The sequence below is a fragment of the Shewanella sedimentimangrovi genome (assembly GCF_017354965.1).
Lineage (GTDB): Bacteria > Pseudomonadota > Gammaproteobacteria > Enterobacterales > Shewanellaceae > Shewanella > Shewanella cyperi.
Genome location: NZ_CP071502.1, coordinates 2,371,509 through 2,388,725, shown reverse-complemented (window position 1 = coordinate 2,388,725; position 17,217 = coordinate 2,371,509). Strand labels below are relative to the sequence as shown.

The 17,217-nt window shown below is 55.0% G+C and carries 11 protein-coding genes and 1 pseudogene; 3 read left to right on the top strand and 9 right to left on the bottom strand.

Annotated features, from left to right (window positions below; genetic code table 11):
• Window positions 1-98: 98 nt before the first annotated feature.
• From JYB85_RS10335 to JYB85_RS10320, 4 genes are all read right to left on the bottom strand, one after another.
• Entirely contained in the window at window positions 99-356 is a 258-nt protein-coding gene (locus JYB85_RS10335) for a GrxA family glutaredoxin (protein ID WP_207322778.1), read from the bottom strand.
• Window positions 357-413: 57 nt separating this feature from the next.
• Window positions 414-2,186, bottom strand: a complete 1,773-nt coding sequence (locus JYB85_RS10330; protein ID WP_207379242.1) for a DEAD/DEAH box helicase — start codon at window positions 2,184-2,186, stop codon at window positions 414-416.
• 334 nt (window positions 2,187-2,520) lie between these two features.
• Entirely contained in the window at window positions 2,521-3,366 is an 846-nt protein-coding gene (locus JYB85_RS10325; RefSeq protein WP_207379241.1) for a DUF4886 domain-containing protein, read from the bottom strand.
• Between the two features lie 38 nt (window positions 3,367-3,404).
• Window positions 3,405-4,103, bottom strand: coding sequence for a class I SAM-dependent methyltransferase (locus tag JYB85_RS10320; RefSeq protein ID WP_207379240.1), 699 nt, complete (start codon window positions 4,101-4,103; stop codon window positions 3,405-3,407).
• Between the two features lie 200 nt (window positions 4,104-4,303).
• Between JYB85_RS10320 and JYB85_RS10315 the strand changes: the two genes are divergently transcribed.
• The gene (locus JYB85_RS10315; RefSeq protein ID WP_207379239.1) at window positions 4,304-6,478 is read left to right on the top strand and encodes a winged helix-turn-helix domain-containing protein; all 2,175 of its coding nucleotides are present in this window, start codon (window positions 4,304-4,306) and stop codon (window positions 6,476-6,478) included.
• A gap of 112 nt (window positions 6,479-6,590) precedes the next feature.
• On the opposite strand, the pseudogene JYB85_RS10310 reads toward JYB85_RS10315, so the two are convergent.
• A pseudogene (locus JYB85_RS10310) lies at window positions 6,591-7,665 on the bottom strand (IS3 family transposase).
• Window positions 7,666-8,299: 634 nt separating this feature from the next.
• A complete protein-coding gene (acs, locus tag JYB85_RS10305; protein WP_207379238.1) occupies window positions 8,300-10,252 on the bottom strand; it encodes an acetate--CoA ligase in 1,953 nt (650 codons plus the stop codon).
• A 176-nt stretch (window positions 10,253-10,428) separates the two neighbouring features.
• Here acs and JYB85_RS10300 point away from each other — a divergent pair, with 176 nt between their 5' ends.
• The gene (locus JYB85_RS10300) at window positions 10,429-13,857 is read left to right on the top strand and encodes a hybrid sensor histidine kinase/response regulator (RefSeq protein ID WP_207379237.1); all 3,429 of its coding nucleotides are present in this window, start codon (window positions 10,429-10,431) and stop codon (window positions 13,855-13,857) included.
• 164 nt (window positions 13,858-14,021) lie between these two features.
• On the top strand, window positions 14,022-14,477 hold the full coding sequence (locus tag JYB85_RS10295) for a YaiI/YqxD family protein (RefSeq protein WP_207382031.1): 456 nt from the start codon (window positions 14,022-14,024) through the stop codon (window positions 14,475-14,477).
• A gap of 37 nt (window positions 14,478-14,514) precedes the next feature.
• Here the strand turns inward: JYB85_RS10295 and JYB85_RS10290 are convergent, their stop codons facing one another.
• The 3 genes from JYB85_RS10290 to JYB85_RS10280 form a co-directional block, all read right to left on the bottom strand.
• Window positions 14,515-15,177, bottom strand: a complete 663-nt coding sequence (locus JYB85_RS10290) for a response regulator transcription factor (RefSeq protein WP_207379236.1) — start codon at window positions 15,175-15,177, stop codon at window positions 14,515-14,517.
• A gap of 129 nt (window positions 15,178-15,306) precedes the next feature.
• Window positions 15,307-15,741, bottom strand: a complete 435-nt coding sequence (locus tag JYB85_RS10285) for an acyl-CoA thioesterase (protein ID WP_207319968.1) — start codon at window positions 15,739-15,741, stop codon at window positions 15,307-15,309.
• A 265-nt stretch (window positions 15,742-16,006) separates the two neighbouring features.
• Window positions 16,007-17,074 (bottom strand): 3-deoxy-7-phosphoheptulonate synthase, encoded by a 1,068-nt coding sequence (locus JYB85_RS10280; RefSeq protein ID WP_207379235.1) that lies wholly within the window; start codon window positions 17,072-17,074, stop codon window positions 16,007-16,009.
• Window positions 17,075-17,217 lie beyond the last annotated feature (143 nt).

Sequence of the window (17,217 nt, the reverse complement as noted above, 5' to 3'; positions counted from 1 at the left end):
CAATGGTGACGACACAGTTAAAGCATAGACCAAGGTATTGTGATCAGAGGATACAAAAAGGCCTGCACGGGGCAGGCCAATCAAGGATCCAGACAGGCTCAGAGCAGCTGATTGCTCATGACATAGGCTTCGAAATCGGTGCAGCCGCCAACGTGCTGATCGTTGAGAAAAATCTGTGGTACTGTCGCCACGGGTTTACCTATGGTCTTTGACAGATCTTCCTTGCTGATCCCTTCCTCATACATGTCCACATAACGGAATTTGAAATCGTCACGCTTTTCGGTCAACTGCTCAGACAGTTGCACGGCGCGGACACAATAGGGACAGCCGGGGCGGCCAAAAATGACTACGTTCATGTCAGCTCCTCAAATAAATGTGCGCAATTTATACCACAGCCACAGCGCAATTGATATTCACCCGGTAAAACGCGCGGCGCTGCTGTAGTGGCCCTGATAGTCGAAGAACTTGCGCACCAGCTCCCAGCCGTATTTGCTTTTTTTCAGCAGCAACAGATCGGGGCTGCGAAAACACGCCCTCGCCGCCACCAGTTCCTCCGGGCGACTGAACCTGGGCATGGCAGTGCCGGGCGCGCGGCTGTGGGGCTGGATAAACAGGGCATAGAGCGCGCGCCTCTGGGCGGCGGTGATCATATGGAATTTCTCTTTGAAAGGGGTGCCATCCACGTCGCTGTAAATCACTTCCAGCACCTCATCCTTTGCCTGCAGCTGCATATCGCTGACCTTGAACAGGTGATGGTGCCTGTGACCGAGCACGGCCTTCAGGTGTTTGTCCGGGTCCACCAAGGCCGAGCGGCATTGCTGGCATTCCCGGGCCGCCACATCGTTTTCGGCGCCGCAGTCGGGACAGATGCGGGCACGGAAGCGGAAGCTGCACTGCCGCGGTGGCTCAACACTTACCATTCCCTGGCAGCGGCGGCCGTAGTGCTCGACTATGTCGCCGTCGCCATCCAGCTTGCCCCAGAAGGTGTTGGCAAAGCCGCACTCGGGGCAGGGCACCTGCACAGGCACACTGCGACTGTCGGGCCTGGGTTTGCCCACCTCGGGATAAAAGAGGCTGTAGCCATTGGCGGCGTAATCTATGATAAGGCAGTCTTTTTTGCCCTCGGCAATGCGCAGGCCGCGGCCCACCATCTGCTGGAACAGGCTGACCGAGGCCGTGGGGCGGAGGATGGCAATCAAGTCCACGTGCGGCGCATCAAACCCCGTGGTCAACACGGCTACATTGACCAGAAACTTAAGCTGTCGGGCCTTGAAGGCGCTGATGAGTTGATCGCGTTCCTTGCCATCGGTGTCGGCGGTGATGAGGGCCGCGCTCTCGCCCTCAAGCAAGGTGAGGATTTCTTCACCGTGGCGCACCGAGGCGGCAAAGATAATCACCCCGGCGCGGCTTCGGCCAAGGTCGATAAGCTGTTTGATGATTGCCGTGGTGGCGCGGCCGCTGCTGTCCAATATGTGTTCCACCTCGGCGCCGGCGTAATCGCCGCCTTCGCCGGGTGTCAGGGCACTGAAATCGTACTGGGCCGCCAGGCCATCGAGCAGCAGCGGCGGGCTGAGAAAACCTTTTTTTATCAGGGGCCGCATCGCCAATTCGAAGATACAGCGCTCGAAGCTCGGATCTTTGTCATTGCCCACCTTGCCATGCACGTGCCAGCGATAAATAAAGCCCGAGCCAAGGCGATAGGGGGTCGCGGTCAGACCCAGCAGCAAGAGGTTGGGATTGCACTGTTTCAGTTGGTTCAGCAGCTGCTGATATTGGCTGTCCTGGTCGACACTCACCCTGTGGCACTCGTCTATGATGACCAGGGAAAAGGGCGTGTCGAAAGCCGCGGGATTACGGGCCGCCGACTGCACCGAGGCCACCACAGTCTTGTCGTTGGCCTGTTTTTGCCCAAGACCGGCGGAGAAGATCCCCGGCGCATTTGTGAGCACAGATACCTTGTCGGCATTCTGGGCCACCAGTTCCTTCACATGGGTCAGCACCAGCACCCGACCGCGGGCAAGCCGCGCCAGCTCGGCGATCACCAGACTCTTGCCGGCCCCGGTGGGCAGCACCAACACGGCAGATTCCTTGCTGCTACGAAAATGGCGCAGCGCCGCATCGACGGCATCTTGCTGATAATCACGGAGTTTCAATAGACTTTGTCTGGCAAAGATTAAAGGGGCCATAGTGTAACAACACAGAGACCTGATCGGCTATGGCGAAAGCAAGCATGACCCACGGCCTATTTGCGCCTGGCACTGAAGGGTCTTGATAGCGAGTGGTTTTAAATGATGCAGGCATGAAATCCATGTTCAGTTGAAAGAAACGTTTGTTTAATAGAAACCTGTCGACTAAATCATCGACTTAACTCCGGACACCACCGATACACATGTAACGAATGGCGGATGTTGTCTGTAAAATACAACAACAGAACCTGGGGCAATCCCCTGCTGGCATGTCGACAAAGCTTAAACAGCTGATTGAATAAAGCTGCACACCATAATGTGTGCAGCAAATAGATTAAATCCTACAGCTTTCGTTTCGTCCAAGCACAGTGCTAATCGCAGAGCACATTGCCTGAGCTTGCGTTTTTGACACGCTGATCAGGATTTGCTCATTCATTTTGGTTTGATTACGTACACTGTTAACCGACAGCGGCCATTTAGCGGGCAATTCGCCAAACAATGCCTGATAAAAGACCGTTGCCGTCAGATAGGTACCCAATACAGACGGGTGAGATTTATCTTTGCCATAAAGTGGCATACCCGGTGCCTGTTGTTTTAGTGCCTGCCAAATCTGGCCCACCGGCACAAGTTCTGCCTTGCTTTTTTGTGCCAGCTGCTGGTACAGAGCGTTGGTACGCTCATACATAACAGGCACAAAGGCGCTCAGTTGCTGACGCTGCTGCTCGTCTTTGATCCCTAATACCCAATCAGGAACGCCATTATAGGCCCAGGTATTGAACAGCAAGGTGCGGGCAAGATGTTGCGTTGCCAGATCGCTGAACAGCTTGCCGTAGTGCAGTGTTTCCTCCGGGTGTTCCTCTGCACTGGCACTGGCATCCTGTAATACCACGTAATCCCACCGTTCAGCGGTGATCTTTTGTTGCGCAATTTTCTGCTGCCAGTGTTGGTTCAAGGATGTACCATTTTGGATCACCGCATCCACCTCCAGGGCTTTATTGTTGGCATCGGCCAGCGCCTTTAGCACATAGGGCAGGTAGTTTGCCCCTGTATAGCTGTTGCCGATAAACAGCACCCGCAATTCTTGCTCGGCGGATCCTTTATGGCCAGTTGGTTCAGCTGCCCGGCTCACTGGACCTAAAACGGCCGACATAATGAGCAAGCAGGTGATAATCAGCTTCATATTATTCCCCTAAAAATTAGCCAATAAGTTTCCGGTTTTTAGCCTTTTTTCTTAAAGCGGAAGACAAAACGATCGGTTTTTCCCTTGGTGCTGTCCTGCCACACATCCAGTGCGAAGTTGTCCTCGGGGTTGGCCAATATGCTTAAGGATCTGTCCAGCTCGAAACCGGCTGCCAGAATTTCGTTCAACACAAAGGTACTCTCTACCCTGTGTTTGGTCTTGGTGTCGTTAATGCCGTGACCGGGCGAGGCGTTATGATCGATGACTATTAGGTAGCCGCCATCGGCAAGCTGATGGTGCATACGATTAAGCAACTGCCGGCGATCGATTTCGGGCTTGTTGATTAAATCGTGGTAATTGAGTGCGGTAAAAATACGATCAACGCGGCCATCAATATCCCCTAACAACAGGTCCTGGGTTACCTTGATGTTACTAAAAGTGGACAGTTCACGATCTTTGAGCTTGCCCTTAACGCTGTAAAGTACGCCTTGGTTATCCAGTATCCTGGCGAATAATTCGCTGTAATATCCTTGCCCGGCAATGTAATCCACCACCGACATGCCCGGCCGAATATCGACCAGGGCAAGAATCTCGGTAGGTTTCCTGTTATCGTCTCTGGCCTTGTCGTTTGCCGGCCGCTGCTGATGACTAAGCGCCATGTCGATACTGACCGCCAGAGCAGGTTGTTGTGCGTTGGCCAAAAGTGCAAGCAGCACAAATTTCGTCATATTTTTCATAGTAATTACTCCATAGTTTGTGGAATTACATTTGTAAAAGGTCTGTAAATGGCGAACAATATTGGCCGCTTGATTTAACAACGATTAATTGATGATGTTTTGTTGATGTTTTGTTGATGTTATTATTTTTCATAGACTTAAAAGAAAGCCATCACGCCAGATTTGGCCCTCAAGAATACGAATAAAGGAAACATAACCAGGTGACAGTAAGGATCACCGGCAATTTTCGGGTCGGTAATTTTGAAGTAAACAGAGATCTCAATACCATAGCCTTGGGCGACAAGGTGCAGAGCGTCGAACCCAAGGTAGTCGACGTACTGCACTATCTTGCCTGTCATAAAGACCAAGTGGTGAATCGCGAGCAGCTGATGAGCGAGTTATGGCCCGCCAAGGTAAGCGATGGTGCAGTAAGCCGGGTTATAGCCCTGCTGCGTAAAGCGTTGGGTGACAATGCTGACATGCCGCGTTATATCCAGACTATTCCGAAAAAAGGCTATCGCCTGATTGCCGAGGTTGAGAGCCTGGCAAGGCAACCGATAGAGGGGATAGTTGCGCAAAACGCCGGCCTCCAGGAGGCTACGGGGCGCTTCAGTAACACAGGGGCGCAGAACACTGCTCCTCGGGACGTGGCGAATAAGGGCATGCTGTGGCGTATTAACCGCTGGCTTGTGCTCCTGCTGCTCTTGGCACTGGGAATTGCCGTGCTGTGGCAATTGCCTTGGCAGCAAGAATTCAAAGCGTTATATATTGGAACACCGAAATTTATACAGGTAACCAGCGAAGTCGGCTTTGAGTATGATGCCACCTTGTCGCAGGATGAAAAGTGGTTGCTCTATCGCCATCGTCCCACTGTGGATGCCCCCTACAATCTATATCTCAAAGTGCTCGATAGTGGGCAGCGAATTCGGTTAACCGAATCAATGTTCAACGATCGCAGCCCCAGCTTTTCCCCGGATGCGCGACAAATAGCGTTCTTTCGCAAGGGCAGCGGGCAATGCCATTTGATGTTGCTGAGCCTGGATGCCCTGGGCAATACCATAGACGAGAAGCAACTCTATCAATGCGGCGCCGTTGAACACTATAGCAATGTGGTATGGGCTCCGGACGCTAAAAGTCTGTACTTTACCGACAGGCGTAATCCACAACAGCCGTACCAGATCCATCGTCTTGATTTGGCAACCGACCGACTCACCACTATCACCGCCCAAAGTGACAATTATTACGGTGACAACGAGTTGGCCATGTCGCCAAGCGGACGCTACCTGGCTTTCTTGCGCAATAAGTACTGGGGTAATAACGAGGTCTATATAAAAGATCTGCAAAGTGGCCAGGAACGCAAACTGGTAGAACTGGGGTTTCTAGCCTGGAATATCAGCTGGACCGCTGACGAACAATTCTTGCTCTACAGCGATAATCGTACCGGTGGTGAGCTGAAACTAATCAATGTTGAAACGGGTGAGCTGAGTTCCCTGTACCACGCGGCAATGCCGATGCAGGCACCGGAACTCAGCAGCAGCGGCAATGCCATTGTCTATGCCATCCAAAGTGCCGAAGTCGACCTGTGGCAACAAGCACTGAGCCCGAAGGCAGCAGCGGTCAAACTCGATGCCAGTTCGAGCCGCATTGACAGCCAACCCTGCTATTCGCCCGATGGACAGTCCCTGTTATTCCTGTCCGATCGCAATGGTCTGATGCAGCTGTGGCTTAACCACAGGGGCGAGTTGACTGTGCTCGATGCTCTGCCACAAGATGTGCAAATCGACAGCTATGCCTGGCATCCGGATGGTAATCGCATCGCGGTCGCTACCAGCGACAAGAAGCTTTACCTGCTTAATGCACAACAAAATCGTCTCGAGCCCTTGCCGCTTGACGATATGACGGCTGCTTATCCGCAGTTTTCCCGCGACGGCACCACCCTGTATTTCACCTCTGATAACAGCGGCGACTGGCAGCTGTGGGCAAAGGATCTGGCCTCACAACAAACAACGCAATTGACGCAAGGTGGTGGCTATCAGATGCGCCAGGCAGAGAGTGGTGCGCTTTACTTCACTAAATTTCACCAGACCGGCATTTGGTATCTCGACCTGGAAACGAAAAAAGAGCACCTGCACCTTGCCGACGTGCTTCGAAGTGACAACTTTGCTGTATGTAACGACGCCCTGTATTACCTCAAACGGGATCTTGAGCAGAACAGGGGCATTAGCCTTATGCGTCATTCCTTTTTACAAGGAACAGAAAGCGAGCTGCTTTCGCTTGCCGGGGATGCCAAGTTGAAATTCGACCTGACACCAGAATGCGACGGATTGGTGTATTCCAAATGGCGGGACCAGCAATCGGATATCATGCTGATGCGCATCAACCAGGGTGGGATGTAGCACTGACCGAAAGCACAGGTAACTCATTGGCAGGAAATAATATCTTATTGGGCGATGACGCTATTGACCTTTCCCCGAGATTAGTACCAATCTCTTGATGAGATTTTCCAGCTTATGCTGCCTGCTTGGCATACTTAACAGGTGGCATATGGTTCAGTGAACTATGTGGGCGAACATGGTTGTAGTGTTCACGCCATAGTTCGATTTCGTATCTGGCTTCGTCTAAGGTTCTGAACCAGTGCTGGTTCAGGCATTCGTTCCGGAATTTGCCATTCAGGCTTTCCACAAAGGCATTTTGCGTCGGCTTTCCTGGCTGGATAAAGGCCAGTGTGACGCCCGTTTCCTTACTCCAGAAGAACATTGCCTTGCTGGTAAATTCTGTCCCATTGTCGCAAGTAACCTTGTTTGGCTTGCCTCGCTCTTCCATCAATTGGTCCAAGAATCTGGCGACCTGCCTACCACTAATGGCCTCTGAGACTAATTGACTGACCATTTCCCGCGAATAATCATCCACGACATTCAGTACCCGAAAGCGCCGACCACTGCTGAGTTGGTCTGACACAAAGTCCATAGACCAGCGTTGATTGGGTGCCGTTAACACTTTCATGGGCTGCTTTGGCCGGGTTAGCTTCTTGCGTTTCTTCGTCCTGACCTGCAAGCCTTCCTCGGTGTAGAGCCGATAGGTACGTGTACGGTTCTGGACCAAGCCTTCACCTCTGAGCAAACCATGCAGCATCAGATACCCCTAGCGGGGATATTGAGTCGTCAGCGCCTTCAGCCGCTGTCAGAGCCCAGTGTCTGGCGTTGTCCTGGGCTGATAGCGAAATGCAGTCCGGCTCAGCCTGCCAGCTTGTAGGCCACTCGCTCACTGAGGCTGAAACCCTCAATCAGGTGTTGAGCAACAGACATTTTTGCCGCTGGCGTTACCACTTTTTTGACAGCACATCCTTCATGGCTTCGACTTCCAGCATCTTGTCGGCCAGCATCTTTTTTAGCTTGTTGTTCTCGGCCTCCAACTCCCTCAGCAGCTTCGCTTCATTCACTTCGAGCCCGGCATACTTGCTGCGCCAGTTATAGAAAGTGCCCGTGGATATGCCCATCTCTCGGCAAATGTCATCGACCTTTGCCCCTGCCTCATGCTGTTTGATGGCCTTAATGATTTGTTCTTCGGTGTAGCGTTTCTTCATGTTGAGATCTCCATTGGCTCCAGTGTATTGGAAATCTCATCAATGTCATGGTCTTAAATTGGGGGGATAGGTCACATTGAAGGCGTTGATTTCTTTCGATAATAGCCACGTTAACCCTATGAAACCGTGCCATGAAATGCAGAAAACCGTGCTTGCGTTTTGGCCATTGGCAATAACACTGAGAATCTTTGCTGAACAGTGGAAACGGGTTGGCATTTAGGCAGCAAAGGAGTCGGCAAGCGATAATTTCATGCTTTGGGGTCTTTTGACTGAGACAACCATTAGCCGGAGAGGAACACCATTGAACAAGCACTGCCGCACCAGTGACCATCGGCGACATGGAAGTCGCCGTTGAGTCTCCAGGGAGGGACTCGCGGCGTGTCACAGGGGTGGCAGTGCGAAAGCGCACCGCAGGTGATTTAGTACTTCCCATGCCGGAAGTTACATCAAGGGCAAAACCAATGCCGTCTTGCAAGCGGCAGAAAGTCGTGGGCCTTCAGCCGGGAGCGATTGGCTAATAACTTGGCAAGGGGGAATTTACCCGCTGCCTGCTGCCCGGCTTTTCAGCATAAAAAAAAGCCCCTCAATGAGGGGCAAGCGAGGAGAAAGACCGGGTGAGGGTCATTTAAGGTACTCAGTTGTTGCGATTGAGACGGCTCTCGATGAGGGTATCAATCACGGCCGGATCGGCCAGGGTAGAGGCATCGCCCAGGTTGGTGACTTCGTTGGCGGCAATCTTGCGCAGGAAGCGGCGCATGATCTTGCCGGAACGGGTCTTGGGCAGACCGGTTGCCCACTGGATGAGATCCGGTGTGGCCAGGGCGCCGATTTCTTTGCGTACCCATTGGCGCAGTTCCTGACGCAGCTCTTCGGTGGCTTCGGTTCCCTTGGTCAGGGTCACATAGGCATAGATACCCTGGCCCTTGATGTCGTGGGGATAACCCACCACGGCAGCTTCGGCAACCAGCTCATGGGACACCAGGGCACTTTCCACTTCGGCGGTGCCGAGGCGGTGACCGGAAACGTTGATCACGTCGTCCACCCGGCCTGTTATCCAGTAATAGCCGTCTTCGTCACGACGGGCACCGTCGCCGGTGAAATACATGCCGCGGAAGGTTTTGAAGTAGGTGAGGGCGAAGCGTTCATGGTCACCATAAACGGTGCGCATCTGTCCCGGCCAGGAGTCCAGCATCACCAGGTTTCCTTCGGTGGCGCCTTCGAGGATATTGCCCTCGTTGTCCACCAGGGCCGGTTTCACGCCGAAGAAGGGACGGGTGGCCGAGCCGGGCTTGGTGTCTGTTGCGCCCGGCAGCGGGGTGATCAGTATGCCGCCGGTTTCGGTTTGCCACCAGGTATCCACTATCGGGCAATGGCCGTGGCCTATCACCTCGTGGTACCAGCGCCAGGCTTCAGGGTTGATGGGTTCACCTACAGAGCCCATTATCCGCAGTGACTTGCCGCTGAAGCTGTCAAAATGCTCCTTGCCTTCGGCCATCAGGGCTCGGATAAGGGTAGGGGCGGTATACAGGGTATTGACCTGATGTCTGTCGATCATTTCGCCCAGACGTTTGGGACTGGGATGATTGGGCACACCTTCGTGGATCAAAATGGTGGCACCGTTGGCCAGCGGACCATAGACCATGTAGCTGTGGCCGGTGATCCAACCCACGTCGGCGGTACACCAGTAGATTTCACCGGGCTTGTAGTCAAACACGTATTCATGGGTCATGGCGGCATACACCAGGTAGCCACCTGTGGTGTGCAGTACGCCCTTGGGATTGCCGGTGGAGCCTGAGGTGTACAGCAGGAACAGCGGATCTTCGGCGCCCATTTCCTCAGCCGGGCACTGATCGGCCATACCTTCGCAGGCCTCGTGCCACCAGAGATCGCGACCCGCTTGCCAGTTGACGTTGCCACCGGTGCGTTTCAGCACCAGCACACGCTCCACTGTGGTGACATCGGGATTGTTCAGGGCCTGGTCTATGTTGGCCTTGAGCGGAATTTTACGGCCGCCACGCACGCCTTCATCGGCGGTGATCACCAGTTTGGACTTGCCGTCAATGATGCGTGAAGCGATGGAATCCGGTGAGAAACCGCCGAACACCACGGAGTGCACGGCGCCAATGCGGGCACAGGCCAGCATGGCCACGGCGGCTTCGGGCACCATGGGCATGTAAATGGTGACCACATCGCCACGGGCAACGCCCTGGGCCTTGAGGGCATTGGCAAAGCGGCACACTTCGGCATGCAGTTCGCGATAGGTCAGGGTCCGCTGCTCGCTGGCGTCATCCCCTTCCCAAATGATGGCCTTGGTGTCGCCCTTGGTTTCCAGATGGCGATCGAGGCAGTTGGCGGAGGCGTTGAGGGTACCGTCGTAGAACCAGTTGATTGACAGGTCCCTGTCGTCGAAGGAGGTTTTCTTGATCTGGGTATATGGCTTTATCCAATCAATGCGCTGGCCGTGCTTGCGCCAGAAGCCATCGGGATCGGTAATGGATTCCTGATACATCACCTGATATTGCTCGTTGTTTACAAGTGCCTTGGCGGCAAAGTCGGCATCGACCTTGTAGAGAGACTGCGTGCTCATGGGACTTCCCTTTTTATCTATAGCGTGGAATGAGTATGGTCATGGGGACTTCTCTACTCCATTAGACCTTGGTCTAGTTTATAAATTCCTTTATTTTTCAGTCTGGTGCATCATGTTTCTTGGCTGGATTTTGACCGCTTTCCGGTGCACAATAGACCAAAAAAAATGAGCTTACTATGAATCTGACCCTGTTTGTTGCCGTTATTGCGGTTTTTTACGTCTTTCTGCTGTTCCTGCTGGCCTGGGGGGCTGAGCGCTGGTTCAGCGGTGTCACCAAAAAGCTGCAGGTGTGGATCTATGGCCTGAGCCTGGCGGTCTATTGTTCCTCCTGGAGCTTCCTCGGCACCGTGGGTCAGGCGGCCTCCGATATGTGGTCCTTCCTGCCGATTTTTATCGGCCCCATTCTGGTGTTCACCCTCGGCTTTGGCCTGCTGCGCAAGATGGTGCTGGTGTCCAAGGCTCAGAACATCACCTCGGTGGCCGACTTTATCGCCGCCCGTTACGGCAAATCTCAGCTGCTGGCGGCCCTGGTGACCCTGATAGCCCTGTTCGGCATCATGCCCTATATAGCCTTGCAGCTTAAAGCGATGATCGCCAGTCTGGATTTGTTCCAACGCCCGGATGATCCCCTGGACGCCGGCAATGTGGGACTGATGATCTCCGCTGTGCTGGCGGTGTTTGCCATTCTGTTCGGTACCCGCAAGCTCGATGCCACCGAACACAATCCGGGCATGATGCTGGCCATTGCCTTTGAATCCCTGGTGAAGCTGGCGGCCTTTTTGCTGGTGGGTGCCGTGATAAGTTTTGGGGTTTTTGATGGTTTCGGCGATATCTGGCAGCAAGCCGTGGCCCGGGATCTGGTGGCCAATCCCACCGTCAGGCTGGAGGCCATATTGCCGGATCTGTTGGTGGGCATAGCCGCGTTTCTCTGTATGCCAAGGCAGTTTCATGTGATGGTGGTCGAGTGCGCCGGTGAGCAGACCTTGAGCCGTGGCCGCTGGCTGTTTCCCGTTTATATCGCCTTGTTTGGCCTGTTTGTGGCGCCCTTGGCGCTGGCGGGCAAGGTGCTGCTCGGTGACAGCGTGCCCGCCGATTCCTATGTGATTAACCTGCCGCTGGCGCTGGAGCAACCGGCCCTGGCCGTAGTGGCGCTGCTCGGCACCCTGTCCGCCGCCACCGGCATGGTGATAGTGGCAGTGGTGACCATATCTGTGATGGTCAGTAACGAGTGGCTGGTGCCACTGATGCTCAAAACCGGCCGCATCCGTGAGAAGAATTTCAGCCAGTTTTCCACCTTTTTGCTCAATGCGCGCCGCCTGACCATAGTGCTTATTCTGGCCATGGGCTATTTGTCCTACCTGAATTTGTCCAACAGCGACTCACTTTCGCACCTGGGCATGTTGTCCTTCGGGGCCTTTGCCCAATTGGCGCCGGCGCTGGTGGGTGGCCTGTATTGGAAATACGGCAACCGCAGCGGCGTGTTCCTGGGCCTGGTGGCGGGCTTTGGCCTCTGGGGCTATGTGCTTATCAAGGGCGCCATGGGTGAGGCTGGCGGCGCCGGGGAAGGCCTGCGGCTGCTGGCCTATATCAGCCCCAATGTCAGTGATACCCTGCTGGCACTGCTGGTGAACAGTGTGGCCTATGTACTCGGTTCACTTTGGTTTCGCGCCGGGGTGGTGGAACGTATTCAGGCCAGCGCCTTTGTGTTGCCAGGTGAGCTGAAGGGCAGTGGCAATCGCAAGACAGTACCCATCAGTCAGCAGGATTTGCTCATTCTTGCCAGCCGTTTTGTCAGCCCCACCCGGGCCTATGAAAGCTTTTCCCGTTTCTCTCCCGAAACCGTCAATCGCGACAACTGGAACAAGGCGGCGCCCCCTGAGTTGATTGCCCACACAGAGCACATGCTGGCCGGTGTGCTGGGGGCCTCCAGTGCGGCACTGGTGATGGATTCGGTATTGCAGGGACGGGATCTGGCCCTTGATGAGGTATTCAGCCTGGTGGATGAGGCCTCAAGCAAGGTCATGCTGAGCCAGGAGATCCTCCGCGGCGCCATTGAACATGCCTACGAAGGGATCAGTGTGGTCGACAAGGATCTGAACCTGGTGGCCTGGAATTTCCGCTATGCCGAGCTGTATCAGTATCCGAGCAATTTTTTGCAGGCGGGTATGCCCATCAGTGAAGTGATCCGCTTCAACGCCGCCCGCGGCTATTGCGGTGAGGGCGACATTGAGGAGCAGGTGGCGCGCCGGGTGCAACATATGCGTGATGGCACGCCCCATACCTCGGAGCGGCAACGCAGCGACGGCAAGGTGATCAAAATTCAGGGTAACCCCATGCCGGACGGCGGTTTCGTGATGACCTTTACCGATATTACCCAGTACCGGCAACAGGAAAAGGCGCTGCTGGAAATTAACGAAACCCTTGAAAGTCGGGTGCGGGAGCGTACCTATGAACTGGCGCTGCTCAACAGCCAACTGCTGGAGGCCAAGGCCCAGGAGGAAATGGCCAATGCCTCCAAGAGCCGTTTCCTTGCCGCCGTGGGCCATGATTTGATGCAGCCCCTCAACGCCGCGCGGTTGTTTACCGCCAGCCTGTCCCAGTACCCCAAGCTCGATCAGGAGGCGCGCACCACCTTGTCCCATGTGAACAGTTCGCTGCGCATTGCCGGTGAACTGCTGACGGATCTGTTGGATATTTCCAAACTGGATTCGGGGATGGTGGAAGTCAATCGCCGTGATTTTGCCGTGGCCGATCTGCTCAATGGCCTGGCGGTGGAGTTTGACGCCATGGCGACCGACCATGGTATCCGTTTTGCCATGGTGCCGAGTACGGCAACCATCAACTCGGATCCTGCGCTGCTCAGGCGGGTGCTGCAAAACTTCCTCACCAACGCCTACCGCTATGCCAAGGGGGGCAGGGTGCTCCTCGGTTGTCGCCACAGGGACAAGGCCCTGGAAATTCAGGTGCTGGATACCGGCTGCGGCATAGATGAAAAAGAGCTTTATGAAATATTCAAGGAATTCAAACGGCTGAACAATCCAAACAGTCAGGGTGTCAGCGGCTTGGGACTGGGACTGGCCATTGCCGACAGGATAAGCAAGGTGCTGAACCATGAAATCCGGGTCACTTCGGTGCTGGGTAAGGGTTCCTTGTTTTCCATCCTGGTGCCGCTCGGAGAAACCGTCAGCCAGGTACAGCCCAGGGCCACTCCAGCTGTGCTTAAGCCACTTGCCGGCGTCAAGGTGCTGTGCATAGATAACGAGGAGGCCATTTTGGCGGGGCTGGAGAGCCTGCTCAGCCGCTGGCACTGCGAGGTGATCTGTGCCCGGGATCTGGGGGATGCGCGCATCAAGCTCGGTCTCAAGGGCGTGGCGCCGGACATAGTGCTGGCCGACTACCACCTGGATGATGGCCAGAACGGCGTGGACGCCATGGATGGGATCCGTGCCCTCTACGGTCAGCAACTGCCGGGGATCCTTATCACCGCCAACACCCGCAAGGAATTGGTTGAGGATGTGCAACGCCGTGGCTATCACTACATGGCCAAGATGATCAAACCGGCCTCCCTGCGGGCACTGATCTCCAGCCTGGTGAAGGCGGCCTGAGGCTTGCTGCGATTGGGATGGCAAGGTATAAAGGCGCGCCGGATGTGTCCGGTGCCTGAATTGAGATAAGGATTAAGATGACAGTGGTGGACAACCCTACCCCAAAAGCCGATGGCCAAGAACACAGTACCCAGGAAGCTCATACCCAAGAAGCCCATGAGCCAGTGCAAATTTGGGTCGATGCCGATGCCTGCCCCGTGGTTATCCGCGAGATGCTGGTGCGCGCGGCCTTTCGCAGCGGCATAGTGGTGACCTTTGTCGCCAATCAGGCGCTGCGGATAACAGGTGCCGCCTCCATTCGTTGCCTGCAGGTGCCCAAGGGCTTTGATGTGGCCGACAATGAGATAGTCAGAAGGGTAAATGTCGGCGATCTGGTGATAAGCAACGATATTCCGCTGGCGGCGGAGGTAATAGACAAGGGCGCTTTTGCCCTAAACAGCCGCGGTGAGCTCTTGACCCGGGACAACGTCCGCGCCCGGCTGAATATGCGGGATTTTCTCGATACCATGCGGGCCAGCGGCGTCGATACCGGCGGCAGCCCCAAATTGAGCCAGGCCGACAGGCAGGCCTTCGCCAATGAGTTGGACAAGTTTGTGCTTAAGTTTCAGCGCAGTCGCTGAGCAGATAAGAACACGCCTGCATTTGCAGGCGCGGGTTTCAATTTAATTCGACCTTATCCATTTCCAGCTGCTGCAGGGCGATGACAGCCTGGGTGCGGTTGCGAACTCCAAGCTTTCTGAAAATGGCGGTGGCGTGGGCCTTGATGGTGGCTTCGGACACGCCCAAATCATAGGCTATCTGTTTGTTCAGCAAGCCTTCGGCAAACATCTGCAGCACCTTGTACTGCTGGGGCGTCAGCTCAGCCAGCTTACCTGCGGTTTGATCCGTGCCACTCTCATCCAGGGCTATCAGTTCTATGCCCTCCGGCAGCCAGATATCACCGTACAGCACTGAGGTCATGGCCTCGGTGAGGGTATCCATGGAGGCTGATTTGGGGATAAAACCGGCGCTGCCATAGTGGATGGCACGGCTGATGGTCTGAACATCCTCATGGGCAGAAATCACCACCACAGGCAATTCGGGATAGTGGGCCCGTAGATGGATAAGGGTGGAATAGCCGTGGGCGCCCGGCATTTGCAGATCCAGCAGCACCAAATCGTAGGCCTCGGCGTCCTGGTCCAACAAGGTTTGCAGCGCCTCGGCGCTGTCGGCTTCAAACCAACGGGTGTCGGCAAAGGCACTTGAGAGCGCCTGGCGCAGGGCGTTGCGGAACAGCGGGTGGTCGTCGGCTATGATGACATTCAGATTTTCGAGCTTCATGGCGTTTATGGTTATCTTGGTTGCACGTGAAGATAAGCCAATGTAGCAGAAAAGTAATGCCGGTTCCTACCGCTTTATTACCCCGCCAATCGACAAATGCCCTTGATTAGCGGGGGACTAGACTAAAGTCTAACTGGCTTGGGGCTCCAGCCACACCCGGGTAGGCTGTCGCTGGTCATCAATGGCCACAAAGGTAAAGACGCCGCGGATGGCATGCTCGCGTCTGTCCTGATACATGTCCTCAATATAGATATTCACTTCCACCTTGAGTGAAGTATTGCCCACGTGGATCACCCGGGCTACCAGTTCCGCCAGGCTGCCGGCCGGGATGGCCTTGTTGAAGTCGATGCGGTCGGAACTCACAGTGACCAGGGTTTTGCGGCAAAAGCGGGTGGCGGCAATAAAGGCAGTTTCATCCATCCAGGCCAGGGCTTCACCACCGAACAGGGTATTGTGATGATTGGTGATGGACGGAAATACCGCCTTGATCACCCGTGCTTCGGATTGTTCGATGCGTGCGAGCATGGCGTCGGACAGGGTGGAGACGGTTTCGGTGGGGGACATGGGCAACCTGCGGTTTGAGCTGAAAAAGGAGCCGGATTATAGCCATCCGGGTGGCCAATAAATAGCGACTCTGGCCGAAATTTGCCCGCTTGGCGCAGGTTTTACATCGCCATGGTTATTCTGTTACACCCGGGTCATTGCGGGGTTACAGGCTGTTAACTTTGCCTCTGATAAGTGGAACAAAGCGGAAAACAAAAAAGCCCCGAATGTCGGGGCCTTTTCAAGGAAACCCGGCGCTGAAAGCCGGGTTCGGAAAACACGGGACTCAGCGTTTGGCCAACAGGGCGCGGCGATCGCGCACCGCAGCCGCCAACTCCCGCAACAACTGTTCGGAATCTTCCCAGTGCAGACAGGCATCGGTGATGCTCTTGCCATAGCACAGGGGCTCACCGGCTTTGACCGCCTGATTGCCTTCTTCCAGGAAACTTTCGGCCATGATGCCGGCGATGGCCGTGGAGCCACTGCGCAGCTGTGCCATTATGTCCTTGGCCACTTCCAGCTGGCGCTTGTGCTGTTTCTGGCTGTTGCCGTGGCTGAAATCCACCACCAGACCTGTGTTGATGCCAACGGACTCCAGCTTTTGCTTGGCGTCATTCACATGCTCGGCACTGTAGTTGGGAGCCTTGCCACCGCGCAGAATGATGTGGCCGTATGGGTTGCCATGGGTGCGGTACACCGCCATGGCGCCATCCTTGTCCGGTGAGTAGAAGATGTGCGGCACCTTGGCAGCACGCACTGCGTCCACGGCGATACTGATGTTGCCGTCGGTACCGTTCTTGAAGCCCACGGGGCAGGAGAGGGCCGAAGCCATTTCCCTGTGTACCTGACTTTCGGTGGTGCGGGCACCGATGGCGCCCCAGGTGATGAGATCGGCAATATACTGACCGTTGACCATGTCGAGGAACTCGGTGGCGATGGGCAGCTTGAGTTCGGTTATCTGCTGCAGCAACTGCCGCGCCAGACGCAGGCCCTTGTTGGGACTGAAACTGCCGTCGAGATCCGGATCTGAAATCAATCCCTTCCAGCCCACTATGGTCCGCGGCTTTTCAAAATACACCCGCATCAGGATGCACAGATCCTCTTTAAGCTCATGGTGCAGCTTCGCCAGACGACCGGCGTATTCCAGTGCCGCCTTGGTGTCATGGATGGAGCAGGGGCCGATAACCACCAACAGGCGCTGATCTTCACCCGTCAGTATGGCTTCCACCTCGCGGCGCTGGGCCACCAGATAATCGGCTGCTTCCTGGGTCAGAGGATATTCAGACGCCAATTGGGCGGGTGAAATAACTTTACAAAGAAGGGATGTTCGCAGTTCGTCTGTTTTAATGGTCATTCATCATACCGGTATTCGTGCGGGCTTATCGCTGGATTGAACCGGATTATAACCAATAGTGTTTCGCTGCACAGCGGCAATTGCTGCATTTATCGACAACCGTGCAATGAAATTGATTTAAGTTAGATCTGAAATGGAAATCC